The following is a 25,120-nucleotide window of genomic DNA, read 5'->3' on the forward strand; positions in this document are numbered from 1 at the left end:
GAAATGGTACACGATACGTTACAACTGGGTAGTATTGGCGGTTATAATTTATACATGTAAGCTTGCCGTATAGATAGTGCAAAAAAATAACCATCTAGTGGGCTGTGAACGTTTGATAACTGCCGCTCAATGCATCCTAATATATACCATGCTTCTCACCTTATTTATCTTCGTCTGTTTGTATCAAATTTATAGAGGTTTTATATGTCGTCATCTCGGAACACCAGCAGCAAGGCGTCTGTATTAAAATGGTTACCTTGGGTTTTATTGCTAGTCGTGATTGCCGCATTTATTTGGTTGTTTGCGAGTATGAAGACCGCATCAGAGCAGGCATGGGAGCCGCCCAGAACCACACCTGCTGAGCAGCAAGCGTCAGCACCTGTTTCTGATACACCTGCAGCGATTTCTTCTTATCATAATGCGGTTGCTCGCGCCTCACAATCAGTCGTGAATATCTACACCACGCAAACGATGGCAGAGCATCCTTATATGAATGATCCTGTGTTGCGCCGCTTTTTTGAGTTCCATGGTGCACCGTCAGAAGAGCAGGGCAATACCAATTTAGGCTCTGGGGTGATTGTCTCAGAAGATGGCTATATCGTGACCAATGCCCATGTGATCGAAAAAGCCGATGAAATTACGGTCGCCTTTAATGATGGTCGTAAGAGCCGCGCTAGAATCGTTGGCACAGATCCAGACAGTGATTTGGCAGTGATTAAAGTAGATATGACCGGTTTGGCACCACTTGGTTTCCGTAAAGAACCTATCCGAGTTGGCGATGTCGCATTAGCGATTGGTAATCCGTTCGGTGTCGGTCAAACGGTAACGCAAGGGATTATCTCAGCGACAGGACGTACTGGGCTTGGGGTCAACAAGTTTGAAGACTTTATCCAGACCGATGCAGCGATTAACCCAGGTAATTCGGGCGGCGCACTCGTTGATGCTTTTGGTGAATTAATTGGTATTAATACGGCTATTTATTCACGCTCTGGCGGCTCTATGGGTATCGGTTTTGCTATTCCTACCGCCATCGTTGAGCAAGTGATGAATGCCATTATCAAAGATGGTAAGGTGAGCCGTGGTTGGTTGGGGATTGAGATACAGTCACAGTTACGTGACCCAACGCAGCTTGAAACCTCGACTGGGGTAGAAGTGCTTAATGTCGTTCCTAAGAGTCCTGCTGCTAAGAGTGGTCTGCGTATCGGCGACATTATTTTGACGATTGACGGTGTCGAGATGACGGATGCCAATACCTTGATTCAGTATGTCGCTCGTAAAGCACCGAATACCACGCTGAATGCGCAAATATTACGCCGTGGCAAAAATGCGCAAGTCAAAATACTGTTAGAAGAGCGTCCAGCGCAAGAGCCGATGGAACGTCCAGTCGTGATTCTTGATGAAAATGTTGGTGGTATAGAAGATCCAAACTTACAAGGTGAGAGACAAGACGTGCCGATGATGTCAGAAGCCGAGCGTGACCGTATGCGTGAAGAGCTGTTGCAGCTGTTTGAAAGAGATGGTGCACCCTTATAAGGTCATTCTTCATCACCTAAAACTTAAGCAAAATAAGCTTAATCAAAATAGCTTGAACGATTTATAGATATTAAAAAAGCGCGTTATCTTCAAGATAACGCGCTTTTTGTTTCGAATTTTTTAGAATTATCTTTGTTAATATTACTCTATAGTAGGCTCGTGATTGATATAAATCACACCCTGTACACGACAACAGCACGGCAGGATTTCATCCTCTTCAATCATCGCAAGCGGATCAAATGGATAATCGACCGTATGCGAGCTGGCAATACGCTTGACTCGGCAGCTGCCACAGTAACCCTCGCGGCATTGATAATTGACCTCATGTCCAGTGCGCAGCAGACCATCAAGCAGACTTTCATCATCATGCAAGTAGAACTGCTGCTTACTGGTCATTACCCACGTCATAACTCATCCTATTTGGATTTGACTATCCTACCGCCATTGAAACGTAAAACACTATTAACGCGTAAAGTACTATTAAAGCCTAAAACTATTACAACTCAAAGTCTTTATAGCTCAAAGCTCTTACAACTCAAAGTCGTCAAAATCACTGTCTGATAAATCAGAGTCAATCTGACCAACCAAGTACGAGCTAATCTCAGTCTCTTGCGGTGCTACTTGCACATTGTCAGACGACAACCACGTATTGATCCACGGGATTGGGTTTGATTTTGATTTAGGGAACGCGGCTGGCAAGCCGACGGCTTCCATACGCAAGTTGGTGATGTATTCGATATATTGGCAAAGGATGTCTTTGTTCAGACCAATCATCGAGCCATCTTTGAACAGATAGCCTGCCCATTCTTTTTCTTGCTCAGCAGCCTTACGGAAGATTTCAATACTTTCTTCATAGCACTCTTTGGCAATGTCGACCATCTCTGGATCATCACGACCGTTGCGCATGAGGTTCAGCATGTGCTGCGTACCAGTCAAATGCAGCGCTTCATCACGAGCGATCAGCTTGATAATTTTGGCATTACCTTCCATTAATTTGCGCTCAGCAAAGGCAAACGAGCAAGCAAACGACACATAAAAACGAATGGCTTCTAAGACGTTGACCGCCATAATGCACAGATACATCTGCTTTTTCAGTGATCTTAAATCAACAGTCACTTGCTCGCCATTGATGTTGTGCATACCTGGACCATACAAGCTATATAGCTGTGAGTTGCGATACAGTTCATCATAGTACTGGGCGATATCAGAGGCACGGCCTAAGATGTGCTCGTTTTGCATAATGTCATCAAAGATAATGTTTGGGTCATTGACGATATTGCGAATGATATGCGTATAGCTGCGCGAATGAATGGTCTCAGAGAACGACCATGTCTCAATCCACGTCTCAAGCTCAGGGATAGACACCAGCGGCAGTAGTACCACGTTTGGACTACGACCTTGGATCGAGTCGAGTAGGGTCTGGTACTTGAGGTTGCTCAAAAATATGTGCTGCTCATGTGAGGATAGATTGCTAAAGTCGATACGATCGCGTGATACATCGACTTCTTCTGGACGCCAAAAGAATGACAGCTGCTTTTCAATCAATTGCTCAAAGATAGGGTGCTTTTGTTGGTCATAGCGCGCCACGTTGACGGGCTGACCAAAGAACATCGGCTCTTTTAGCGCATTGTTTGGCGTTTGAGAAAAAATCGAGTAAGTCATGGGACTGCCTTTATAATTGATACGGTTATTAATTTATATGGGTCTGACTGGTTTTGATTTGATGTTATGACACGTTTTTGGATTATAGCGTTTTAGCTTAGAGGTTCTCTAGTGATATCTGCGACGACTCTTGCCCATCGTTCATATAGGCTTTGAATATTTCGCTCAGCTCACTATCATCGAGTGCTTCTAATTCATCAAGCGCGCTTTTGCGTAGGGTACTCACATCAGACTCTTCTGCTGCTATTTTTAAGTCTTTTTTAGCCGCTCTCAATGCTGGTTTTTTGACTGCTTTTGCCACGCTTTTTTTGGCGACAGTTGTCTTTGGTGCTTCATCCACACCTAACTGCTGACGCACCTCTGCAATATCAACCTCGACTTGTACGATATGCGAGCCACCATCGTTTAGGTCTGAAAATACGTTTGGGATAAACAAACCACCGTCTTTGATGATTGCGGTATATTGCACATGACCTCCGTCGTTTTAGTTCTATCTGTATGTTTTAATTATAACAGTAGCCAATCCCGCCTACCGCTTGTATCTGCCTTGCCGCTGGCGTGCAGTCTATTGTGTCTGACCGCATTCCTGTTGTCTCGATACTACGTTCAGCCAGAGACCGCATCGCCATCGTCGTCAGCAGGATACCGCTATAGTCGGGGCTAAAAAGCCTAATTTGGGCGTCTTTCTTTGTCCTTAACGACTCTTTCGTTTGGGCATAATTTGTAGGTTGCGCCTCGCGCACCTTTAAACACAGTTTCTATATCATCGGTGCGCTAGGCGCACCCTACGACTAAATTTGTTAGAAAAGTAGAGATAATCTAGAACTAATTATACCTAATACAACAGTTAACAAAAGCTGGAATATTATTTTCATATAGGTGGTTTTTTTTCTAGAAGAGAAATCCTGAATTAGTTTCTTATCTCCATTATTTAAATTTAAGTATGAATCTTGCCGAAAACTATCTATATATAGTTCAATTTTCTCTCCAACTATATGAGCTATTTTCATTAAAATAAAAAATGATACCAATGAATATAAAAAGAATCTCCCCCAATCATGATTAAAGCTCTCTGATAAAGTGGAAATATAAATATTATAATAATATAGACAAGACGTAATTATAATTAACTGAATCACTCTTGGCATATAGTGTGAAACTGTTTGCAACCATGAAGTTAACTTACTCTCAGGTTGACAAGGACAACCTTTTATCCATTCGTCAAATGTCTGAAAATAATGTTTGGTAACTAAAAAATCTACATATTCAATACTAATTTCCGCAGTATTAGATACAAGCATATTTACTAATTGTGGAGGAAATAATCTATTTTTCTTTTCTTCAAAAGCATGAATGGCAGCAAATCTTGAGACTAATTTTATTGTTACGACATATTCTTGAGGCGTTGCGGTTTCTGGTAATAAAAGAGAAAAATTATATTTTAATTGCAAACTTTTTGTAGGCTTTACATTACTAGAATTGTACTTTTCAAATCTTTCGAAAGATGTAAAAACTTCTTTTCTTTCACCTGAAAAAAATAGTGAAATAGTTTCATTTTGAGCTAATACTTTATGGATATCCTTAATTTGTAATATTTTCACATGAAGTTGTTTTAATTCATCAAATCCAACCAGAATGTTATCATCATAAGTCTGAGAGGTTTTCTCAGTTCTACCAGTAATTTGATTGTATATAGATTGATAAACTTTTGGTGATATTAAATTTCCTCTGCCACCAATTTCAAGTGTTGGCTGGTTATCTGCACTGTTATCTATACGCTCAACATTACCACTCATAAAAAATCCTTTTTCTAATTCTTATAAAGCTCTGTCAATATTTATTAAAGTTTTTAAAAGTGTACTCTAGTTTAAACAGCGAGCTTAACCAAAAAGCCAAACCCGCCATCCATCAGAAATTCTATTTAAAGAGCTTCTCTTACAGTCCTAAATCTTACACGCACCGCCAGCACAATCATCTTCCATATCCGCTTGGGCATCGTTCGCACCATCACGAGTGTTATGGTAGTACAACGTCTTCACACCCATCTTATAAGCGTTTAGCAAATCTTTTAGCAATATCTTCATCGGTACACGGCCACCTGCATAACGGACTGGATCGTAGTTGGTATTGGCAGAGATACTTTGATCGACGAACTTCTGCATGACAGCGACCAGCTTTAGGTAACCGTCATTGTTTGGCATTTGCCATAGTAGCTCGTACTGATCTTTTAGCTTATCAATCTCAGGCACGACTTGCTTTAAGATGCCATCTTTTGACGCTTTGATAGAGACCAGACCACGTGGTGGCTCGATACCATTGGTCGCGTTGGCGATCTGACTAGAGGTCTCAGACGGCATCAAGGCGGTTAGGGTAGAGTTGCGTAGACCGTGCTCAGTGATCTCGCCACGTAGCGTTTCCCAATCTAGATGTAGCGGCTCTTGGCAGATTTTGTCCAAGTCGGCTTTATACGTATCAATCGGCAAGATGCCTTGTGAGTACGTAGTCTCATTGAACGCAGGGCAAGCGCCTTGCTCTTTTGCCAATTTGTTTGAGGCTTTCAAGAGATAGAATTGCAACGCTTCAAACGTTTGATGCGTGAGACCCAATGCTGAGTCATCTGAATAGCGTACGCCATTCTTAGCAAGGTAATAAGCATAGTTAATCACGCCCACACCGAGCGTACGGCGACGCATGCTGCCATTTTGAGCCGCTTTGACTGGATAGTCTTGATAATCGAGCAGGGCATCAAGCGCACGGACGATTAGCTCGGCTGGCTCTTCGATGTCGCTGACGTTTTCGACTTTACCCAAGTTGACCGCTGATAGCGTACAAAGGGCGATTTCGCCCTCTTCGTCATTGATGTTATCAAGTGGCTTGGTCGGTAGGGCGATTTCCATACATAGGTTTGACTGGCGAATCGGTGCAACCGTCGCGTCAAATGGGCTATGCGTGTTGCAATGATCGACGTTTTGGATATAGATACGACCAGTACTGGCGCGCTCTTGCATCATTAGGCTGAACAAGTCTGCTGCTGGGATTTGACGGCTACGAATAGCAGGGTCATTTTCGTACTTGGTGTATAGCTCTTCGAACTTGTCTTGATCTTCAAAGAATGCATCATACAAGCCAGGAGTATCGCCTGGTGAGAATAGCGAGATGTCTTGACCTTTGATTAGGCGCGTGTACATTGTTTTGTTCAACTGTACACCGTAATCCATATGACGGACACGGTTGTCTTCGACACCGCGGTTGTTTTTGAGTACCAGTAATGACTCAACTTCTAAATGCCATAGTGGGTAAAATAGGGTCGCAGCACCGCCACGTACGCCGCCTTGTGAGCAGCATTTCACCGCAGTTTGGAACAGTTTGTAGAATGGGATACAACCAGTGTGCTGTGCTTCGCCGCCACGGATAGGGCTACCAAGGGCACGGATACGACCTGCATTGATGCCGATACCAGCACGCTGTGATACGTAGCGTACGATGGCGCTAGTGGTCGCGTTAATAGAGTCTAGGCTATCACCACACTCGATCAGTACACACGAGCTAAACTGACGCGATGGCGTACGCACACCAGACATGATTGGCGTCGGTAGTGAGATTTTGAATTGTGAAGTCGCATCATAGAAGCGTTTGACGAAATCAAGGCGATCTGACTTGTCATATTGGCTAAATAAGCACATACCGACCAACATGTACAAGAACTGCGGGCTCTCATAGACAGTCTTGCTCACGCGATCTTGGACAAGGTATTTGCCCGCCATTTGCTCAACAGCCGCATAAGCCAAGTTCATATCGCGCCAGTGATCAAGATATTCTTCTAGCTCATCAAATTCAGCACGGCTATAGTCCGCTAGGATATGCTGATCGTATTTTCCAGCATCAGTAAGGGTTTTGACATGGTCATATAGGTGCGGCGGGGTGAATCTGTTGTAAGCAATCTTACGCAGATGGAAGATGGCCAAACGCGCGGCTAGATATTGATAGTCAGGCGTGGTCTCAGAGATAAGGTCGGCAGCAGATTTGATGATGGTTTCGTGAATATCACGAGTCTTGATACCTTCATAAAACTGGATGTGCGACTTTAGCTCTACTTGCGACACAGACACGTTGTCCAAGCCGTGAGCGGCCCATTCGATTACCTTATGGATTTTATCTAAATCAATAAGTTCTAAACGTCCATCACGTTTGGTTACTTGGATTTTGTCGATATGTGTCATGCTGGCCTCTATTTTGATTGCTTATTGTGATGCTGCGCGCTGAATCAGCGGTAGACATTCTTTATAACGCTATGATGATGGGTTGTACTAGCTGTTTTTTAGGCAAAAAGCTACCACTACTCGTAGTGATGGTTAAAATCACTGAGTACTACATATAGCGTGTTTGTTAATTGGTAGGCACAATATAGCGGGAAAATTTTGAAAATACTATATTGATTTTAGAATAAAACTATGTTGCTGTGAGGTTGTGCTGTGTCCGAATTTTAGCAAAGGACGATGGGGTAAGGGTTAGACGCGATTGACTCAAATAATAAGTTTTTTGTAAAAATCGTACGATCATTTGCTTTTCATTCGCGAGTAAATGACCCACCAATAAGGGGACATAGAACAATAATAATGAGGGCGCAGATTGTACAGCAAACCACAAAAAATCGCCACCCGTATGTGATTAATAGCGAGTGACGATTTCGACGGAAAAGCGGCTGGCTTTTTTTAAACGACAATTATCTGTTTATACGACCAAACGAACTGTTTTGGCAGCGTCGAGTGAGGCATACAGCACATTGACCTGATCGGCTGCTGTAAGATATAGATTAACCCGTGCTGAATGGAAGCGACCCGTTTTAGACGGTTTCACTTCTATCGAGGCCAAATCAAAATCAGGGAACTGACTGCCCAAGATAAGCTTCACTTCGTTGAGTAAGTTCTCACGCTCGCCTTCATGACCAATGATGCTAAGTGGATAGTTCATTGGAAAGTCCCAAAGCTCAGGATTTTGAATATCCGTTCTTTTGCCTGTGATCACACCTTGATTGGGCGTTAGGTTGGTCATTTTTACTGATTTTTCATTTGCTGGTGCTTGGTTGTTGTTTTGATTGGTGCTGTCTTTTGGATCGTCAGTCATGATGTGTGCCTCGCTTTATTAAATGTTAGCTATTAGCATAAGAGCTTTATTCACCATTTATAGTGGCACTAAACTTATAATTCAAGTGCTAAAATGGCAATGACAGTATGCTATGGATCACTGTGATCTGTCATAAATTTTGCTCAGTCATCCATGATAATCAAATGTTAATGCACATATCAGCTCATTTTTTATAAGCACAAACAGCAACATAATCCCCACGGTCATAGCCTTCGATGACTTCTTGCACTTTGTCATTGGCATACATAGGATGGGTCAGTAAGGTTTGTGCATACTCAAAATCGACAAAACCATTGGCTTGCATCAGTGCGATTTTTTCATCAGAGGTGCGCCAATTTGCTGATTTAACCAGCTCAATAGGATAGGGATCAGCAGGAGAGATATGCGCAAGTAGCGGATGCTCCCAAGTATTTAATGAGCTGGCCAAATTATATAAGCTGGCAAAACCGCTTTCTTTTGGCACATCGATAACAATCAATTTGCCGCCCGTTTTTAAGGCATCAAATGCCTTTTTAATACAGGCATCCAAATCGTTGATGTAGCTGACACTACCGTTAAACATGATGATATCAAACTTATTTGGCTCAATATCGCAAGTCTCGGCAGCACTAATATCCACTTGTAAGCCGCGCTTTTTAGCGATTTCAGCCATGTCTTTAGAAGGCTCGATACCATATTTGATATGGATATCATAATCTTTTGCCAATAGTGACTCAAACAGTCCGCTACCGCAGCCGATAGACAATATCTCACTGTCCTTATCTAAGAAATGAGCGACCAGTTTTAGCTCACTGGTCAGTAAGTTTTGGTTGTCAAAAAACCAGCTGTCATACGCGCTTGCATGTTCATCGAATGCTGCCATGGTGTCTCTCCTTAAGTGTGTCCATTATTATGTTTAGGGTTAAGTTAAATTTTATTTATAATAAATATGGTATATAAAAGTATTTGCCATAAAGCTAGCACTTTGCATAGGGGCTAGGACAGATCAAGCGCTTGCTGCCAAAAATTCACTTCCATACGTGAAGCAGTATTAAATAACTGTTGGAATTTGTCTGCCTGAGTAGGATTAGCCTGTGCTAGTAGCGTATTAATCTGCGCTTCATTCTGCGCGGTAATCGCTTGAAATTCGTCACTGGCAAAGACATCAATCCATGGCTGGTAAGGATTGTCCGCGACAAAACCTTGTTCTTTAATGCGTTTGCCAATTTCGCCATAGCCCATCAAACAAGGAGCAATTGCCGCATAAAGCTCAGCCAATGAGCCTGACATCGCAGCGTCCAATAGGTAGCGGCTATAGGCGATGGTCACGGCAGATTCAGGGGCGCTTTCTACTTCTTTAAGTGGGATGTCCCACTCATGACATAAATCGAGATACATGCCAATTTCCATATCGAGCATGGCATTGATGCCTGCTTGACCGACACGCATTTGTGCCAGCGTATCACTCTTATACACGCTCAACGCCATCACACGGGTATAGTGAATAAGATATAAATAGTCTTGCACAAGATAGTGACGAAAGCTGTCAGGGGCGAGCGTACCTGCCGTTAGCTGTTTGACAAAATCATGCTGAATGTAGTCATCCCATGTTGGGCAATGGTGGCGTAACGTTTGGTAGTTCATAGTATTCACTTACTGTTATAAAATGCGAGTAAGCAAAGAGTAGGAGGTGATCAGTGAGCAGACACAAAAAAACCTTACCAGATTATGTGAATAAACTGGCAAGGCTTGCTTAGCAATAGATGCTTAAGAGGTGTGCTATAAAATGTCACGCTTGTTTCCTACGTCAGTGCTAACTGCATCAGGTTCGCGGGTAACTCTCAGCCATGATTTTGAATTGTAGTTAAAGCATCAAAATCAAAGCACCCCGACAAGGTTTATTTTTCAGAAATAAATATAAAGTTTAAACTGCTCGTACTTAAGCAATCGGCTCTATGGTAGACGAATTCAGTTATCATTAGCAAGTGATGTGCAAAAAACCATGAATAAAGGTTGTCTTACAAGCGTAAATAGGCAAGTTTTTACCTTTTATTAAGCTAGTCAAGTACCACGAGAATGGTGAAAGAAATCACTATTTTCAAATGTATTTTTTATTCATAAAAGCTCTACTATTGCCTATATTATTTAGCTACCCAACGGTAGGATATATAAAAAATATCTGATAAATTAAGGCAATGCTTTCATGGGACACACTCTCATTTAGCATTGATTGCTTTATGATTTATAGGTGTTCAGCTAAGAGGCTATGGTAAATAGCCATTGATAGGAGTGATCTCAGGCGGAATATCTGCCTCTTCTAGTGCTTCTCGCAGATTAATCTCGATAGTACGCGATAATGCAGTCAGGGGTAGTTTGTTGGCGGCTAAGCCGAAAGGCTCTTCTAGCTCTTCACTGAGGGCATCCAAACCAAAAAAGGTATAAGCGATCACGGCACAAATCAGTGGGGTCACCCAACCGAGCGAGGCCACCAAGCCAAAAGGCAACATGATGCAATACAGATAGGTCGTGCGATGGACCAGCAGCATATAAGCAAACGGCAGCGGTGTATTATGAATGCGTTCGCAGGCCGCCAATACAATGGTCATAGACGTCAGGCGCTCGTCCATGTTCTGTATGACTTGCTCTGATACCAGTCCTTGACGCCGAATGTCGCCGAGCTGCTTACCCATGAGGCGCATGATGTAATCAGGTAGGTTGCGCGCTTGGCGCATACTATCATGGTGTTTCGATGCGACAAAAGGCTCGACATCATGCCAAGGTGACGAGCCGCGCAGGCGATGGCGCACAGCATGCGCAAAAGCAATGGTCAGGTAAACCATCGTTCGCCCAGTCTCGTGCCCATTCTCGGTATCAGTATCTATAAAAGAAAGCACTTGACGGGTTAAGCTACGCGCATCATATACCAACTGACCCCAAAGCCCTCGAGCTTCCCACCAGCGTTGATAACTGGCATTGTTGCGAAATCCAAGAAATAGCGACAACGCGATTCCTAGCAAGGTAAAAGGAGCCATACCATAATAAGGAAAAGAGTCAGGAAGCCAGTGCTGAATAATTGTTATAAGTGTGCTGAGAAGCGCGATCAGCAAAATTTGCGGATAAATTTTTGGAATGACAGAGCCGTGCAGGGTAAAAAGTATCTTGAGGGCGTTTGGGGTTTGCCGGACAATCATGTCGGTTTCCTATCGATGGCATGTATAAAAAAGCGATGACAGAGGTATCAATCAGCGTATACTCAAATCATCGCGACCTATCATATCAGTAGTTACCAATATGGCAATAATAAGATGATACTTAAATACTTAAATACTTAAATCACTCTTGTATTACGCAGCAGCAAGGAAAACTGTAAGCACGCTCTAAAGGGTCTCTTCTTCACGTAGCGTCAGCACTTCATAACCATCGGCAGTCACCGCGATGGTATGCTCCCATTGGGCAGAAAGCTTTTTGTCTGCAGTCACCACCGTCCAGCCGTCTTTTTTCATTTTTACTTTGGCTTTGCCTTGATTAATCATTGGCTCAATAGTAAAGGTCATGCCTTGTTCTAAAATTAAGCCTGCACCTGCGCGACCATAATGTAAAACTTCAGGCTGTTCGTGCATTTCGCGACCGATACCATGCCCGCAGTATTCTCTAACGACAGAGTAACCGTGCTGTTCAGCATGGCTTTGAATGGCATGCCCGACATCACCGAGCGTTGCGCCCGGTTTGACCACACAGATACCTGCCCACATGGCCTCATAAGTGTCATCGACGAGGCGTTTTGTTAAGGGCATCACATCGCCAATCGTATACATTTTGCTAGAGTCGGCAATAAAGCCGCCTTTTTCTAAAGTAATGTCCACATTGATGATGTCGCCTGATTTTAGGACTTGGTTGCTTGAGGGTACACCATGACAAACCACTTGATTGACAGAAGTATTGAGCACGTATTGGTAGCCGTATTGACCTTTGCTGGCAGGTCGTGAGTGTAAAACATCCACAATATAGCGCTCAACTAAATCATTGACAGTCATTGTGGAGATGCCAGCGACCATGTGCGTATCTAGGTAAGCAAAAACCGATGCCAATAAGCGTCCAGACTCACGCATGATGGCCAATTCTTCAGGTGTTTTTAGCGCGATTTTAGCCATCGATAAGATTTCCTATATTAACATCTGCTCGTTTTAACTGCTCGCTGATGATATCGGTATAAGATGCGTGAGGATTGGCCTCGGCCAACATACCTATCTTTATCCAATACTCTGCCTGCGCGTTAATCGAACGTACCATTACCGCACTGGCTTTACGAAGCTCTTCGTGTAGTGTGTCATCAATTTTAACAATACCCATTGTTTTACCTAGTATATGAAATGTATACTAATCATATATACCATATAGTGCCATTGCAAGCTCGTTCTTGTATTCCTTGATGCAGATATGTAGTTATAGCACTCGAGCCATCAAATCGATGACACAAAAAAGCCGAGATAAACTCGGTTTTTTTATTGGTGCTTAGTTTGCTTTATGATTAATCATTCTCTAAGAACGAACGCAGATGCTCAGAGCGTGACGGATGACGCAGTTTACGCAGTGCTTTTGCCTCAATCTGGCGAATACGCTCACGTGTTACGTCAAACTGCTTGCCGACTTCTTCCAAGGTATGATCCGTTGGCATGTCGATACCAAAGCGCATTTTTAGCACGCGTGCTTCACGCTCAGTCAGATTGCCCAATACATCACGAGTCGCTTCACGCAGACCAGCTGCGGTCGCATCATCAACAGGGCTTGAGATGGTACCATCTTCGATGAAATCACCGAGATGCGAGTCTTCATCATCACCGATAGGGGTTTCCATCGAAATAGGCTCTTTGGCGATTTTCAGTACTTTACGGACTTTAACTTCGTCCATCTCTAAGCGTTCACCTAATTCCTCAGGTGTTGGCTCGCGTCCCATTTCTTGTAGCAATTGACGTGAGACACGGTTTATTTTATTAATCGTCTCGATCATATGTACAGGAATACGAATGGTACGCGCTTGGTCAGCGATAGAGCGGGTAATCGCCTGACGAATCCACCAAGTGGCATAGGTCGAGAACTTATAACCACGGCGATATTCAAATTTATCTACGGCTTTCATCAGACCGATGTTACCTTCTTGGATTAAATCCAAGAATTGTAGACCACGGTTGGTATATTTCTTCGCGATAGAAATAACCAGACGCAGGTTAGCTTCGACCATTTCTTTTTTGGCGCGGCGAGCTTTTGCTTCACCGACTGCCATACGGCGCGCCACGTCTTTCATATCGTGGATTTTCATGTCGAGCTGTTGCTCGTAGTCACGAATGCGACGTTGCAATAAAATAACGTCATCAGTGACTTTTTCTAGCGTACCAGCAAATGCAGGTTTGCCTTTGATGCGCTCAATCAGCCAATCGACGTTGGTTTCGTTGCTAGGGAAAGTCTTACGGAACTCTTCACGCGGCATACGACCACGGCGAATGACCAAACGCATGATTTGACGCTCTTGCTTACGCACGTCGTCATAGACATCATGCATGATAGCCATGACTTGATCTGACAAGCGATTGTTCAACTTTAGCATCATAAAGCGTTCGGCAAGTAGGGCATAAGCAGTATCTGCTTCTGTGCTACCACGGCCATAATCTAGCAAGGCTTGCTTGGCTTTAATAAATAAGTGTTCGATTTCTTCTAGACGCAGGCGCACTTCTTCAGGATCGATACCGCTGGTTTCTTCTTCAGCTTCCTCTTCAACGTCGTCTTCATCCTCGTCCTCATCATCAAGCGCCGCTGCTTTGGCTTTTGCTTTGATCACAGGTGGATTTTCTTTTTCTTCTTTGATGCGTTCACGTTCTTCTTTTGCTGCCTCTTTTGCTTCTTGGGCAGCGATTTTGTCTGCTTCGGTCTCAGGATCTAAAAAGCCAGTAATGACGTCAGAAAGCTTTTTTTCGCCATCTTGTACTTTTTGATACTCATCAAGGACGAACTGTACGGTGCCCGGCCAGTAAGACATGGCATGCTGTACGTCACGAATGCCTTCTTCGATACGCTTGGCAATAGCAATCTCACCTTCACGGGTTAATAGATCAACCGTACCCATTTCACGCATATACATACGTACAGGGTCAGTGGTGCGACCCGGCTCAGTCTCAACAGAGGCCAATACCGCCGCTGCCTCATCCGCTGCCATGTCATCATCGCTTGAATCGTCGTTCATCAAGATGTCATCGGCATCAGGCGCAGATTCAAAGATTTTGATACCAACGTCGGTCAGCATTTGCACAATATCTTCGATCTGATCGCTTTCGGTAATAGAGTCGGGCAGTTGGTCATTCACCTCAGCATAGGTGAGATAGCCTTGCTCTTTACCCATTTGGATTAAGGTGGCCAGTTGAGATGTGGACTTAGAAACTGACTTATCGTTCATAAATACTCGCTTACTTGCATCGGACATTTTTATATTGTGACGCGCTATCGCTCGTTCAGTGCGTTGATGTAATCAATCGATTCATCAAAATATGGCGTAGAGGTTGTCAATAATATCAAAAATGAGTTGATATGAATAAAGGCTCAAAATACTACAATTACAATGCTAAAAAACTGCTAGAAATTGGTCGCGCTAAAAAGTCTTCAAGATAACATTATCTAAAAAATAATATATAAAGATAACGGTACCTAAAAACGGATACTTCAAAATAATATCTAAAATTTGTGCTTAATGAGGCGGATTTATCGCCATCTATTAAATCGGGCTATAAATAGTTAGCGACACAGTTTAACACACACCAGCGTAATCAAGCACGAGGTAGTGATATCTACCGACCGTTTTTTGCTGATTATTTTATATCAGCCAAATGATTAAATGGCAATACATGCTATTGGGCATAATCATTAGTAGTGGGGGCAGCCGCTATACTTTTAAAGGGTTAGAGATTTTTTAGCAAAAATAATGGCAAACGTTAAGATTTCACCGTCGCCATCTGCGCTGACTGCTCAGCTTGCTGCGCGCGTAACCAGTCATTTAATAACTGCGACTGCTTACGGACAATCGCCAGCTTGATATGATCAGGATTTTTGATGAGCTCTTGCATCTTTTTTTGCAGATGTAACTTGAGCAACTGCATCACCAAGTTTTCGATCAACTCATCCAAGCTCAAAATATTTCTGCCAATTAATGTCTTATAAAATCCGCCCCAGCTACGGCTAAGTGTCTCTTGGGTGATTGGTTTGACATTAGACAATATAAAGTGTGCGGCAGCGTTGGCATCTTTGGGTAAATGATTCAGGCAGCGTTTGATGGTGCTAACGATATCCAGCAAGGCGATATCTTGCAAATCTTCCCAAGCAAGCGGACGCAAGATGTCAGGCGCGGCTTTTTGCTTGATATGTGCTGGCAGCTGTAAATCATTAATACCTGCCTGCTGCCAAATCGCTTCAATAGGGTCTTCAATTAAGGCACGTGGCTGAAATAAAAAACAAAGTTGCAATTGCTGACTGATGGTCATGTCACCATCAAAATCTAGCAGCGCATCTTTGGCTTCGATATTTTGACTACGTTTACCACCCAGTTTTTGATAGACGTCATTGTTCAGCAAATAGCGAAAGCTACTGCCTTTAGGTAATGCAGTGGTCAAGGCACGTACTTGTGACATGAGCTTGGCTTTGCCTTCTGCCAAGGTTAAATCGTAACGCTCGCTTAAATAGGCAAAAATATACTGTGACAATGGCATGGCATTCGCGATTTGCTCACGCATGGCATCGCCGCCCTGACTCTTAATAAACGTATCAGGATCATGATTATTTGGTAGGGTCAAAAACCGCAACTCTTTGTCATCGGCAAGTACTGGCAAAGCCACTTCAAGGGTACGCCAAGCTGCTTTTTGTCCCGCGTTATCGCCATCAAAGCTCAAGGTTAGGGTAGGGTTCAGCGTTAGTAATCGTGATATTTGACTCTCGTTGATCGCCGTGCCCATAGAGGCAACTGCACCATAGATACCCGCTTGGTAAAGGGCAATGACATCCATATAGCCTTCGACCACTAGCCAGTCGTTGGCACGTTGCTGGCGAGACTCATAGTAGCCGTATAGTACATGCTGCTTATGAAAAACAGGCGAGTCGGACGAGTTGATGTATTTAGGCTTTACTTCGTCGTCTAGTGCACGACCACCGAAGCCAATCGTACGGCCTTGATTGTCTCGAATCGGGAATATTACACGATCGCGCAGTAGATCATAATCACGTCCAGACTCGGACTGGCGCACTAAGCCTAACGCTTTGAGCCCTTCAATATCCTGCGGAAACTGATGCTCAAGATGCTGCCAACCAAATGGCGCATAGCCCAACCCAAACGTTTCAAAGATATCTTCAGTGATACCGCGTGATAAAAAGTAATGTTTGGCATGTGGATGAAGGGTGAGATTGTGCTGATAAAACTGCTGGATTTGCTCTAACAGCTCATACAGATTACCGTCTTTATCGGAAACGCTATGATCATCGTACAATGCCGCAGCGTCAGTATCGCCACCTGTCAACCATGCTGGTGGATAGCTATTATCATCTTGGTAGTCTGTGCCATAAGAATCTTCTGGATAAGACGCTGAGTCGTAAGCATCTAGCGGTGGATACTCATCGTAGCCGTTGCTACTATCGTGATAAACGGGTTGATCGGTATCGCCGTACTGGTTTTGTTGCTGAATAGCCGAAGTAGCGTTAATAGAAGGTACATCAATTGTTTGAGCAGGACTTTTAGCGTCGATAGTCGGACTAGGTATTGACGGTGGTGCAATCGGTTTTGGTGCACGGCGCTGGTAGCTGACGTTTTGTTGCTCTTCTTTTGGGACTTCGATGCCCGTCTGCTTTGATAGCTCATTGACCGCTTCAATGAACGTTAAATTTTCATAATCGCGTAAAAAACTGATGGCATTACCGCCGACGCTACAGCCAAAGCAGTGATAGATGTTTTTTTGTGGATTGACATAAAAAGAGGGCGATTTTTCGCCATGAAATGGACAGCAGCCTTTAAACTCACTACCAGCACGTTTAAGCGTCGTATGACGCCCAATGATGCTGATTAAGTCAGCTTGGCTATTTAATTGGTCGAGAATGTGATTTGGAATACTCATGCAAAAAACAGTTTACCATAGGTGTATTATCTTAAGCATAGGCAATATCGGGCACAAACAATATTGGGCATAGATAATGAAACAGAAACAGAAAAAATAAGGCCAACTCTGTCGTTGACCTTATTTTTTTCATGATGTGCGTTGATGTACTAAAAACAAGAGACGTTCTCTTAATTAAAGAAGAGACATTACCTCAAATCTAGCGCATTTATTCATCATTCATATCGACATCTGCTGGCATGATATCAATCCCTTGAACAGGCAATGTCGTACGGCGTACAGGATTGGTGTTTTGCGGATCGACATTGGCTTCTCTTGCCGTAGAGCCAGTGCTCGATTGGCTAGTAATGCGCTCAGCGGAAGCTTCAGGCAGACCTAAGCCGACATTGATGCCAGTATTGGCGCGCACAGGTGAAGTACCTTGCGCTGCACTGGCTGCTGTTGCATTATCGCTTGGCAGCCTCAATTGACTGGCGTTACGAATAACCTGAGTTTTGGTCGCGCCGTTATAGTCGCCTGTCGCAACTGATGAAGTATCTTTGTTAAAACGACTTAACTGTCCAAAAGTCAATTTGTTGATGAAAGAACGCTCACGTTTGGTGTCGAGTTTAACGCGTCCATCAGCACTTAACATATTGGGATAATTAATCTGTAATAGAGTTTTGTATTCTGCTGCCAAATCAGACATACCCAATTTATCATAGCTATAAGCTAAGACCGCGATTGCGTCAGGGATGGATTCACTAAGTGGATAGTATTGAAACACCCATTTGGCACGGTTAACAGCAGCGACATAAGCTTCGCGCTCGATATACCAGTTGGCGGCACTCATCTCACTTTCAGCAAACTGATTGTAAATGAAAGTCATACGCTGAGCGGCATCTGGCGCGTAAGGGCTGTTAGGGTACTTATTAATAAGCTCTTGAAAGTTAGCGAAGGCAATACGTAAATAGGCGGTATCACGCTCAGCTTGATTGAGCTTAAACAGTTTTAGACCTTCTGATGAGCCTTGCATATTGGCGACGCCGCGTACGTAGTAAGCATAGCTGACTTGCGGATTAGAAGGATATAGGTTAATAAATTGCTCAGCGCTGGCAGCTGCCATTTCATACTTACCACTGGCATATTGTGCGTACATCATGTCGAGTAATGCTTGCTCAGCGTACTGTCCAGTAGGATAAAAAGTGCGCAGATTGGTCAAATCTTCGATGGCTTGTGTATAGCGGCCTTTATCAATCTGGGTAATGGCGTCGTTATAATAGTTCTGCTCTGATTTTTCGGCAGTTTCTACCGCATCGACGTCTTTACCGCCAGTCAGATTTTTGAAAGTCTGACAGCCCACTAAATTTACGCTTAGCGCAAGTAGGGTTATTGAGGACAGTTTGATAAACGTATTGCCAACAGCTTGCATACTTTTTCTCCGACACAAGACGTATAATAGCAGCGACGCTATCATACTAGATATTAGGTTAATGATAAAAAACGATGCGTAGGCATCAATAGTGGTCTGTCATCTACTATGTCAATCATCGGACATACCAGTTATCGTTATTAAAAAACGCTTGATGGCATAGGGTTTATATCAAACCAAATGCTTTTAATAAAAATTCGATAAGCATACAGTGGCATAGCATACAGCAAAATATGGCTATACTTTATAGAATAACGTTTGCTTCGTCTATTTTTTCGCCATCTATATTGTACTTAATCCAATCGTGCTCATCGAATTTGAGTCAGTATCGTACAGTTATTAGTCTACTGCAACGCATATACGATATGCTGCTGCTCGCAATGAGCTGTACACCAGCGCATGTCAGTTTGGCATTTTAACATGAGCTGCTGTCACGAGCGATATCGAATGTCGCTGACACTGACAAATATACAGTAAATTACAGCAATGTCATATTTTAGAGAGTTAAGTACGGCGCTAACGCTCGCTGCAGGATAATCAAAAAATGACAGATAACACACAGCTTCTATAGGGCTTAGGCGCTTGGCGTGATACACTAGCACGGTATTGCCTCCGCTTTTTTCGACGACGATCGTTTTTATGATAAGTGATTGATAGCGAATGGCCTTTTGTTTTTTATAGCGTTACGCTTAACACTTTATTAAAAATTTTCTCAAAAGCTACCTTTCAAAACCATGTCAGGCGCTTTGCTATATATAAATCTGCTATGAATAATAATGCTATGACTACCCATTTACCACCGAATCAATCAAGACAGACTGATTCATCAGCACAAGAGTCACCGATGCCAAATGACGTTTTAAATAATAGTGAATTACCTGACGATAATCAGTCGATGCTTGATGAGCAAAGCCATGGCGATCATGTTTTAGAAGACGCTGTGTCAGAAGAAGCTATGCTAAAAGACAGTGATGAGCTTGACGACGATATAATAGATAGCAGCGATGAAGATGTTGACGACATTGATGATAGCGACGATGATGAAGCGTCAGCCGCCGGTCAAGTGGTGCCAGTAATTATTAATATGACGCATACGGTTATAGAAGACGAAGCTGGTTTACGTATTGATAAATTGGCTTCAAAAATATTTACCGATTTTTCACGTGTTCAATTACAAGGTTGGATCAGTGATGGCAGCCTGCTGTATAACGGTGGTGTGCAAAAACCGAAAATTCGTGTCAGAGCGGGTGATGTGCTGCAGTTAACGACCACATTAGAGCAGCATAGTGAAGATCAACCAGAAAATATAGACATCGATGTGGTCTATGAAGATGATGACGTATTGGTCATCAATAAACCTGTTGGCATGGTAGTGCATCCTGGCGCAGGCAATCAAACCGGCACCTTGGTCAATGCACTGCTGTATCATTATCCGCAGCAGCACCATCTGCCGCGTGCAGGTCTGGTGCACCGTATTGATAAAGATACCTCAGGGCTATTGTTGATTGGTAAAACCAAGCCAGCACAGCTTGCGCTAATGGAGCAACTAAAGGACAAGTCGGTCTATCGTCATTATCAATGTGTGGTAGCAGGGGATGCAGCGAGTCTATCGCGCCATCGCCGTATTGACGCGCCAATCGGTCGTCACCGTAATCAGCGTACTAAAATGACGGTAATGACGGCAGGACGCGAAGCTGTGACTCATTTACTGAATGTGACCGCGCTTAATGGCAATTATTGCCTGTTGGATGTAGGTCTTGAAACGGGACGCACTCACCAAATTCGTGTGCATTTAAGTCATGTTACTTATCCGATAGTGGGTGATCGTGTCTATGGTGGTCGTCGTCAATTGCGGGCAGGACTGACAGAAGCACAACGTCAAGCGATTAATAATTTTCCACGTCAAGCCTTGCATGCCTATACACTGGGTTTCGTGCATCCAACGACTGGTGAAGATATTGAAGTCACCACACCACTACCTGAAGATATGCAGCAGTTAATGGCTGTGCTAAGTGATGGCTATGATGACGAGTAGACCGCTCCTTGTAGGCGAGAGCGTAAAGTCGCTTGTAAAAAACAGAGCATAGTAGTAAATAGCGATCCGTGACATAAAAATGACTCATTAAGACGGTAAATCAGCCATGACTCATCAGTTTCCTATGACATTGCTTGCACAGATTGATGATGTGGCTGTTTTTCAAACGGCTGCCTTTTCAAGCGATGATGTTGACTCACAAGACCAGCCCACAGAACAGCTGGTACGACAGCAACGTCAAGTGAATTACGGTGAGCTAAATTTAGGTTTGCATGTCAATGACGATGCTGCAAAAGTACTGAGCAATCGCATGCGTTTATTATCTGCCATCAATGAGCAGCTTGCACCCTTATCGTTGACTGCCTGCCAACAGGTACCCATCAAACGCTTACACTGGGTTAACCAAGTTCACGGTAAGCAAATTCATGATATTGATGGCACAGCGCTAGGTATGACGCCAATGTCTGCTGACGCGATGGTCAGTCGGCAACAAGGGCTTGGGCTTGCGATAATGACGGCTGACTGCGTGCCGATAGTTTTATATCAGCCAGCTAGTGGTCAAATAGCAGCGATTCACGCGGGTTGGCAAGGTCTGGCTTGCGGGGTTATTCAAGCGACTGTGCAATGTTTTACGCAATCGGGACAAATCAAAGCTTGGATTGGTGTTTGTATCAGTCAAGACAGCTATGAAGTTGGCGCTCAGGTTCGCAATCAATTATTGAAAGGTTGCACAGAAAATAAGTTATTGAACACAGCCAGTATTGAACATTTTGATTCGTTATATGTCATAGATTCTGTGGTTACTATTGAAGGCGATAGCAATACTCAACATGTACAGGATACGGTTGATAAGCTGTCAAGCTGTAACACAGTTGACACGAGAAAAATCAAGCTAAACTTACCAAAGTTGGCAGCGGATCAGCTTAGTGCGGCCGGCGTTATAGTAGATGACACATTATCTAGCAGCTGTAGTTATACTGATGACCACTATTATTCTTATCGGCGTCAAACGCATCTGCAGCAGCCTGCTACAGGTCGAATGGCGCTGGTCATTGTACGTGGCGCTGCGTAGGATTACGCTATTTGCTGTTGCGTGCGATTAACTGTTGAACTTATATTGTTTTTATTTAACCATTTATAGCCATTATTAGAGTTTGTATGAATACACCTGACAAATCGTCCACTACTGATAGCATACCGACTGTATCTATTGCCGTTATTTATCATAGCAACTACGGTCATACCAAGCGCGTCGCTGAAGCGATCGTCGAAGGGGCGCGCCAGCAATTGCCAGCAGCACAGGCAAAAACTGTTGATGTCCACAAGGTTGACTGGGATTATTTGGATCAGGCGGATTTGCTGGTTTTCGGTAGTGCCGTATATATGGGTAGTGTCACTGCTGAATTTAAGACTTTTATGGATGAAACCTCAAAGCGCTGGTATCATCGTAAATGGGAAGGTAAGTGGGCAGCCGCTTTTGCCAACTCTGGTGGGCTGAGCGGTGATAAGCTGGCGGTATTGCAGCAGATTTCTTTATATGCGATGCAGCATGGCATGAACTGGATTGGATTACCGCTGATGCCGACAGGTCATGAGGCTCATGATTTAAACCGTTTATCTAGCTTTTTGGGCTTGATGACCCAGTCGCTTGATGGTCCCCCTGAGGAAACGCCAGGACAGGGAGATATTGATACGGCTATTTGGTTTGGCGATCATTTGGCCAAGACAATTATCAAGCATCAGCCAGCGGCGCGCCCTTGAAATGAATGGCTATTGAGTCATTCAAGGTAATTTATAATTTATTAAACATTAAAGGCAGATATCAAACCGATATCTGCCTTTTTTTTTCTTATTTTATGAGTGTGATGGCACTATTTTTGATTTTTTGTACTGGTATTATTTTGAACCTGCACAGTAGTGGCAGGCGTATTTTTGACCAAGATACTATTGGTAGGGGTGGTATTCACAGGGATAGGGCTGTCGACAAATTGAAATGATTGGCAGCCTGTCAGTAGCAGGGCTGATGTCAGTATATAAGCAAGAATCGGTAACTTCATAGTGGTGTCTCAGGCGGCGATCGGCAACGTGGAAATAGCGCCTATCATAAACAAAATATGGTGCGGTGCAATAGCTTGTTTCGTAGCATTATAAAAATATGACTGGTAAAAAAAGCGAGTGCTAACTTAAGTCTATGTATCTATTATGTACAACTAAAATCGATGATGACAAAAAATGAAGTAAATTTGTGACAATTATCTACAATGATAGGTTTTTCATAGAAGATATGCACCCAAAAAATAGGGCTTTAGTTGCTGATTTTAATGATATTATTCAAATATCTTATTATTATAATATAAAAAAATATATTACTTTATCAAAAACTGATAATGATAACGCGGTTCTTTACGTTTTGTAAAAATTTGAGACCAATACGTTACTCACTAAGTAATAGTAGCGAAATAGTCTTACATTAGTAGAGCGAGTAGACATCATTTAGTAACTATGCTTAGTAACTACGCTTATGAAATTACTTTTGTCACGCTATTTTATTAAGCATTTACTGGATGATTTGCTACTTCATTTAATGGACTATCAATTGAGTATAACAAGTCGTCACTCATTAAGGCTTGCTCAATACTAAATGTTTCATCTCAATCATTCATCCTAATAATAATTACAACACCCTAGGTGCCAGCTATATGAGGATATTATGAAGCCACTTTCTGTGATGTTATCGATGCTCGTCATTGGTATGACCTCCAGCGCTGCGATGGCTAAAGGCGCAAGCGTCGTCAATACCAGCCTAGCGAATGCTAGCCTGCCTAATGCCAGTTTACCTAATATTAGTCCAGCCAACAGCGAGTTTGTCAATCGCGGTGCTTACATTGCCCGTGCAGCCGATTGCATGGCATGTCATGGCGAAGATTATACTGGCGGTACAGCGATCGAAACGCCGATGGGAGACATCTATTCAACCAATATCACCCCATCTAAACGTTATGGTATCGGCGATTATACCGAAACGGACCTAAAGAACGCGTTGCAAAAAGGTCGTACGCCAAGCCATATGCTTTACCCTGCCATGCCATATCCTTCTTATAGTGGCATGAAAGAAGAAGATATCAGTGCGTTGTTTGCTTATCTGCAAACCGTACCTGCTATCGATGAAGCACCGAAATATAAAACTGACCTGCCATTTCCCTTTAACATTCGCAGCTTAATGATTGGCTGGAATTTTCTTAATGTCCCGTCTACTGAAAACCGTGATGGTCTCACCGAGACGCAGCAACGTGGTGAATATATTGTCAATAACTTAGAGCACTGCGGCACTTGCCATACCCCGCGTAATAGCACCATGGGTTTCGATAAAAAAATGTATCTATCAGGTGCTCAGCTTGGTCATTGGCATGCACCAAATATCACGCCTGACGAGTCGAGCGGTATCGGTAGTTGGAGTGAACAAGATATCGTCACTTATCTGCGTACTGGTGAGCTTGACCAGCGTGCCTATGCAGGTGGTCCTATGGGTGAGGCGGTTGCACATAGTACGCGCTACTTAAAAAATGAAGATTTGAATGCCATTGCTGCTTATCTAAAAGCGGTGCCTGCTATCCAAACAGATGATAAGGTCGCAGCCGTTGATGTCTCGCGTTTACCAACACCCATTAGCGAATCTATCACTCACGATTTACTGGCGCAAAAAGATTATTTAGCCCAAGCCAAAGCACAGGTGAGTAATGGCAGCAATTCACCAGAATCGCTATATTTGGCAGCCTGTGGTAGCTGTCACGGCGTTGACGGTTATGGTCAGCCTGATGCGCGTTACGCTCCTATCGTTGGACTCAGCAGTATTCGCCGTGAGAAACCTGATGCGCTGGTCAATATGATCCTTCATGGGGTAGAAGGCGCGACTAACACATCACCTATCATGCCAGGGTTCTCAGATGAGCTAAATAGCGAGCAAATCGCTGGTATTACCAATTATGTGCGTGTGAATTTTGGTGGTCTCAACAGTAGTGAGGTGAGTGCTAGTGATGTTGACCGTATCGCAACGACAGGTACTGACAAGCCCTTCTTAATCAAATATGCGCGCTTACTGGCAGTAATCGGTATCATCGTGGCTATTATTATCATTGTGTTTATTATACGAGCCATCTTGCGGTCTAGGCGCCGTCGTTAATTCATTGATTCTATAAAGACGATTTACATATTTAT

At 43.4% G+C, this 25,120-nt stretch carries 20 protein-coding genes and 1 riboswitch; of the genes, 5 read left to right on the forward strand and 15 right to left on the reverse strand.

Annotated elements, in window-relative coordinates; translation table 11 throughout:
- Nucleotides 1-204: 204 nt before the first annotated feature.
- The gene (locus tag ACI2JM_RS05750) at nucleotides 205-1,533 is read left to right on the forward strand and encodes a S1C family serine protease (RefSeq protein ID WP_087815625.1); all 1,329 of its coding nucleotides are present in this window, start codon (nucleotides 205-207) and stop codon (nucleotides 1,531-1,533) included.
- Nucleotides 1,534-1,674: 141 nt separating this feature from the next.
- Here the strand turns inward: ACI2JM_RS05750 and yfaE are convergent, their stop codons facing one another.
- From yfaE to ACI2JM_RS05820, 14 genes are all read right to left on the reverse strand, one after another.
- Nucleotides 1,675-1,941: a class I ribonucleotide reductase maintenance protein YfaE gene (gene yfaE, locus ACI2JM_RS05755; RefSeq protein ID WP_404642781.1), complete on the reverse strand. Its 267-nt coding sequence runs from the start codon at nucleotides 1,939-1,941 to the stop codon at nucleotides 1,675-1,677.
- Between the two features lie 120 nt (nucleotides 1,942-2,061).
- Nucleotides 2,062-3,195 (reverse strand): class Ia ribonucleoside-diphosphate reductase subunit beta, encoded by a 1,134-nt coding sequence (gene nrdB / locus ACI2JM_RS05760; RefSeq protein ID WP_404642783.1) that lies wholly within the window; start codon nucleotides 3,193-3,195, stop codon nucleotides 2,062-2,064.
- A gap of 97 nt (nucleotides 3,196-3,292) precedes the next feature.
- Nucleotides 3,293-3,664: a hypothetical protein gene (locus ACI2JM_RS05765; protein ID WP_404642785.1), complete on the reverse strand. Its 372-nt coding sequence runs from the start codon at nucleotides 3,662-3,664 to the stop codon at nucleotides 3,293-3,295.
- 331 nt (nucleotides 3,665-3,995) lie between these two features.
- Nucleotides 3,996-4,991: a hypothetical protein gene (locus tag ACI2JM_RS05770; RefSeq protein WP_404642787.1), complete on the reverse strand. Its 996-nt coding sequence runs from the start codon at nucleotides 4,989-4,991 to the stop codon at nucleotides 3,996-3,998.
- A gap of 147 nt (nucleotides 4,992-5,138) precedes the next feature.
- Nucleotides 5,139-7,415, reverse strand: coding sequence for a class 1a ribonucleoside-diphosphate reductase subunit alpha (nrdA, locus tag ACI2JM_RS05775; protein ID WP_404642789.1), 2,277 nt, complete (start codon nucleotides 7,413-7,415; stop codon nucleotides 5,139-5,141).
- 511 nt (nucleotides 7,416-7,926) lie between these two features.
- On the reverse strand, nucleotides 7,927-8,247 hold the full coding sequence (locus ACI2JM_RS05780; protein WP_045446256.1) for a YbeD family protein: 321 nt from the start codon (nucleotides 8,245-8,247) through the stop codon (nucleotides 7,927-7,929).
- A 256-nt stretch (nucleotides 8,248-8,503) separates the two neighbouring features.
- Entirely contained in the window at nucleotides 8,504-9,202 is a 699-nt protein-coding gene (locus ACI2JM_RS05785; protein WP_404642791.1) for a class I SAM-dependent DNA methyltransferase, read from the reverse strand.
- Between the two features lie 113 nt (nucleotides 9,203-9,315).
- A complete protein-coding gene (tenA, locus tag ACI2JM_RS05790) occupies nucleotides 9,316-9,963 on the reverse strand; it encodes a thiaminase II (protein WP_198330986.1) in 648 nt (215 codons plus the stop codon).
- Nucleotides 9,964-10,101: 138 nt separating this feature from the next.
- A riboswitch (TPP riboswitch) is annotated at nucleotides 10,102-10,220 on the reverse strand.
- A 363-nt stretch (nucleotides 10,221-10,583) separates the two neighbouring features.
- Nucleotides 10,584-11,510: a bestrophin family protein gene (locus tag ACI2JM_RS05795; RefSeq protein WP_087815182.1), complete on the reverse strand. Its 927-nt coding sequence runs from the start codon at nucleotides 11,508-11,510 to the stop codon at nucleotides 10,584-10,586.
- A 186-nt stretch (nucleotides 11,511-11,696) separates the two neighbouring features.
- Nucleotides 11,697-12,470, reverse strand: coding sequence for a type I methionyl aminopeptidase (gene map / locus ACI2JM_RS05800; protein WP_404642794.1), 774 nt, complete (start codon nucleotides 12,468-12,470; stop codon nucleotides 11,697-11,699).
- Nucleotides 12,463-12,669: a ParD-like family protein gene (locus ACI2JM_RS05805; RefSeq protein WP_060490914.1), complete on the reverse strand. Its 207-nt coding sequence runs from the start codon at nucleotides 12,667-12,669 to the stop codon at nucleotides 12,463-12,465. The genes map and ACI2JM_RS05805 overlap by 8 nt, the downstream gene beginning before the upstream one ends.
- Nucleotides 12,670-12,847: 178 nt before the next feature.
- Nucleotides 12,848-14,764 carry an RNA polymerase sigma factor RpoD gene (rpoD, locus tag ACI2JM_RS05810; RefSeq protein WP_045452235.1) on the reverse strand — a complete coding sequence of 639 codons (1,917 nt, stop codon included), beginning with the start codon at nucleotides 14,762-14,764 and terminating at the stop codon, nucleotides 12,848-12,850.
- 532 nt (nucleotides 14,765-15,296) lie between these two features.
- Nucleotides 15,297-17,459: a DNA primase gene (locus ACI2JM_RS05815; protein WP_404642796.1), complete on the reverse strand. Its 2,163-nt coding sequence runs from the start codon at nucleotides 17,457-17,459 to the stop codon at nucleotides 15,297-15,299.
- Nucleotides 17,460-17,667: 208 nt separating this feature from the next.
- Entirely contained in the window at nucleotides 17,668-18,870 is a 1,203-nt protein-coding gene (locus tag ACI2JM_RS05820) for an outer membrane protein assembly factor BamD (RefSeq protein WP_404642798.1), read from the reverse strand.
- 781 nt (nucleotides 18,871-19,651) lie between these two features.
- Between ACI2JM_RS05820 and ACI2JM_RS05825 the strand changes: the two genes are divergently transcribed.
- The 3 genes from ACI2JM_RS05825 to ACI2JM_RS05835 all read left to right on the forward strand — a co-directional run bounded on the left by ACI2JM_RS05825 (nucleotide 19,652) and on the right by ACI2JM_RS05835 (nucleotide 22,666).
- Nucleotides 19,652-20,905 (forward strand): RluA family pseudouridine synthase, encoded by a 1,254-nt coding sequence (locus ACI2JM_RS05825; RefSeq protein WP_404642800.1) that lies wholly within the window; start codon nucleotides 19,652-19,654, stop codon nucleotides 20,903-20,905.
- A 106-nt stretch (nucleotides 20,906-21,011) separates the two neighbouring features.
- Nucleotides 21,012-21,977: a polyphenol oxidase family protein gene (locus ACI2JM_RS05830; protein ID WP_404642802.1), complete on the forward strand. Its 966-nt coding sequence runs from the start codon at nucleotides 21,012-21,014 to the stop codon at nucleotides 21,975-21,977.
- A gap of 86 nt (nucleotides 21,978-22,063) precedes the next feature.
- Nucleotides 22,064-22,666, forward strand: coding sequence for a flavodoxin family protein (locus ACI2JM_RS05835; protein ID WP_404642804.1), 603 nt, complete (start codon nucleotides 22,064-22,066; stop codon nucleotides 22,664-22,666).
- Nucleotides 22,667-22,776: 110 nt separating this feature from the next.
- On the opposite strand, the gene ACI2JM_RS05840 is transcribed toward ACI2JM_RS05835, so the two are convergent.
- Nucleotides 22,777-22,962, reverse strand: coding sequence for a hypothetical protein (locus ACI2JM_RS05840; protein WP_109591355.1), 186 nt, complete (start codon nucleotides 22,960-22,962; stop codon nucleotides 22,777-22,779).
- A 653-nt stretch (nucleotides 22,963-23,615) separates the two neighbouring features.
- Here ACI2JM_RS05840 and ACI2JM_RS05845 point away from each other — a divergent pair.
- On the forward strand, nucleotides 23,616-25,085 hold the full coding sequence (locus ACI2JM_RS05845; RefSeq protein ID WP_404642806.1) for a c-type cytochrome: 1,470 nt from the start codon (nucleotides 23,616-23,618) through the stop codon (nucleotides 25,083-25,085).
- The last annotated feature ends 35 nt before the right edge of the window (nucleotides 25,086-25,120 follow it).

It is taken from the genome of Psychrobacter sp. NPDC064578 (assembly GCF_044901245.1).
Taxonomy (GTDB): domain Bacteria; phylum Pseudomonadota; class Gammaproteobacteria; order Pseudomonadales; family Moraxellaceae; genus Psychrobacter; species Psychrobacter cibarius_C.

Bases quoted from the DNA above. Each gene is read 5' to 3' on its own strand.
- ACI2JM_RS05750 (WP_087815625.1), top strand. From the start codon at position 205: ATGTCGTCATCTCGGAACACCAGCAGCAAGGCGTCTGTATTAAAATGG.
- map (WP_404642794.1), bottom strand. From the start codon at position 12,470: ATGGCTAAAATCGCGCTAAAAACACCTGAAGAATTGGCCATCATGCGT.
- ACI2JM_RS05845 (WP_404642806.1), top strand. From the start codon at position 23,616: ATGAAGCCACTTTCTGTGATGTTATCGATGCTCGTCATTGGTATGACC.
- ACI2JM_RS05815 (WP_404642796.1), bottom strand. From the start codon at position 17,459: ATGAGTATTCCAAATCACATTCTCGACCAATTAAATAGCCAAGCTGAC.
- tenA (WP_198330986.1), bottom strand. From the start codon at position 9,963: ATGAACTACCAAACGTTACGCCACCATTGCCCAACATGGGATGACTAC.
- nrdB (WP_404642783.1), bottom strand. From the start codon at position 3,195: ATGACTTACTCGATTTTTTCTCAAACGCCAAACAATGCGCTAAAAGAG.
- ACI2JM_RS05820 (WP_404642798.1), bottom strand. From the start codon at position 18,870: ATGCAAGCTGTTGGCAATACGTTTATCAAACTGTCCTCAATAACCCTA.
- ACI2JM_RS05835 (WP_404642804.1), top strand. From the start codon at position 22,064: ATGAATACACCTGACAAATCGTCCACTACTGATAGCATACCGACTGTA.
- ACI2JM_RS05840 (WP_109591355.1), bottom strand. From the start codon at position 22,962: ATGAAGTTACCGATTCTTGCTTATATACTGACATCAGCCCTGCTACTG.
- ACI2JM_RS05805 (WP_060490914.1), bottom strand. From the start codon at position 12,669: ATGGGTATTGTTAAAATTGATGACACACTACACGAAGAGCTTCGTAAA.
- yfaE (WP_404642781.1), bottom strand. From the start codon at position 1,941: ATGACGTGGGTAATGACCAGTAAGCAGCAGTTCTACTTGCATGATGAT.
- ACI2JM_RS05795 (WP_087815182.1), bottom strand. From the start codon at position 11,510: ATGATTGTCCGGCAAACCCCAAACGCCCTCAAGATACTTTTTACCCTG.
- ACI2JM_RS05770 (WP_404642787.1), bottom strand. From the start codon at position 4,991: ATGAGTGGTAATGTTGAGCGTATAGATAACAGTGCAGATAACCAGCCA.
- nrdA (WP_404642789.1), bottom strand. From the start codon at position 7,415: ATGACACATATCGACAAAATCCAAGTAACCAAACGTGATGGACGTTTA.
- ACI2JM_RS05830 (WP_404642802.1), top strand. From the start codon at position 21,012: ATGACTCATCAGTTTCCTATGACATTGCTTGCACAGATTGATGATGTG.
- ACI2JM_RS05780 (WP_045446256.1), bottom strand. From the start codon at position 8,247: ATGACCAACCTAACGCCCAATCAAGGTGTGATCACAGGCAAAAGAACG.
- ACI2JM_RS05785 (WP_404642791.1), bottom strand. From the start codon at position 9,202: ATGGCAGCATTCGATGAACATGCAAGCGCGTATGACAGCTGGTTTTTT.
- rpoD (WP_045452235.1), bottom strand. From the start codon at position 14,764: ATGAACGATAAGTCAGTTTCTAAGTCCACATCTCAACTGGCCACCTTA.
- ACI2JM_RS05825 (WP_404642800.1), top strand. From the start codon at position 19,652: ATGACTACCCATTTACCACCGAATCAATCAAGACAGACTGATTCATCA.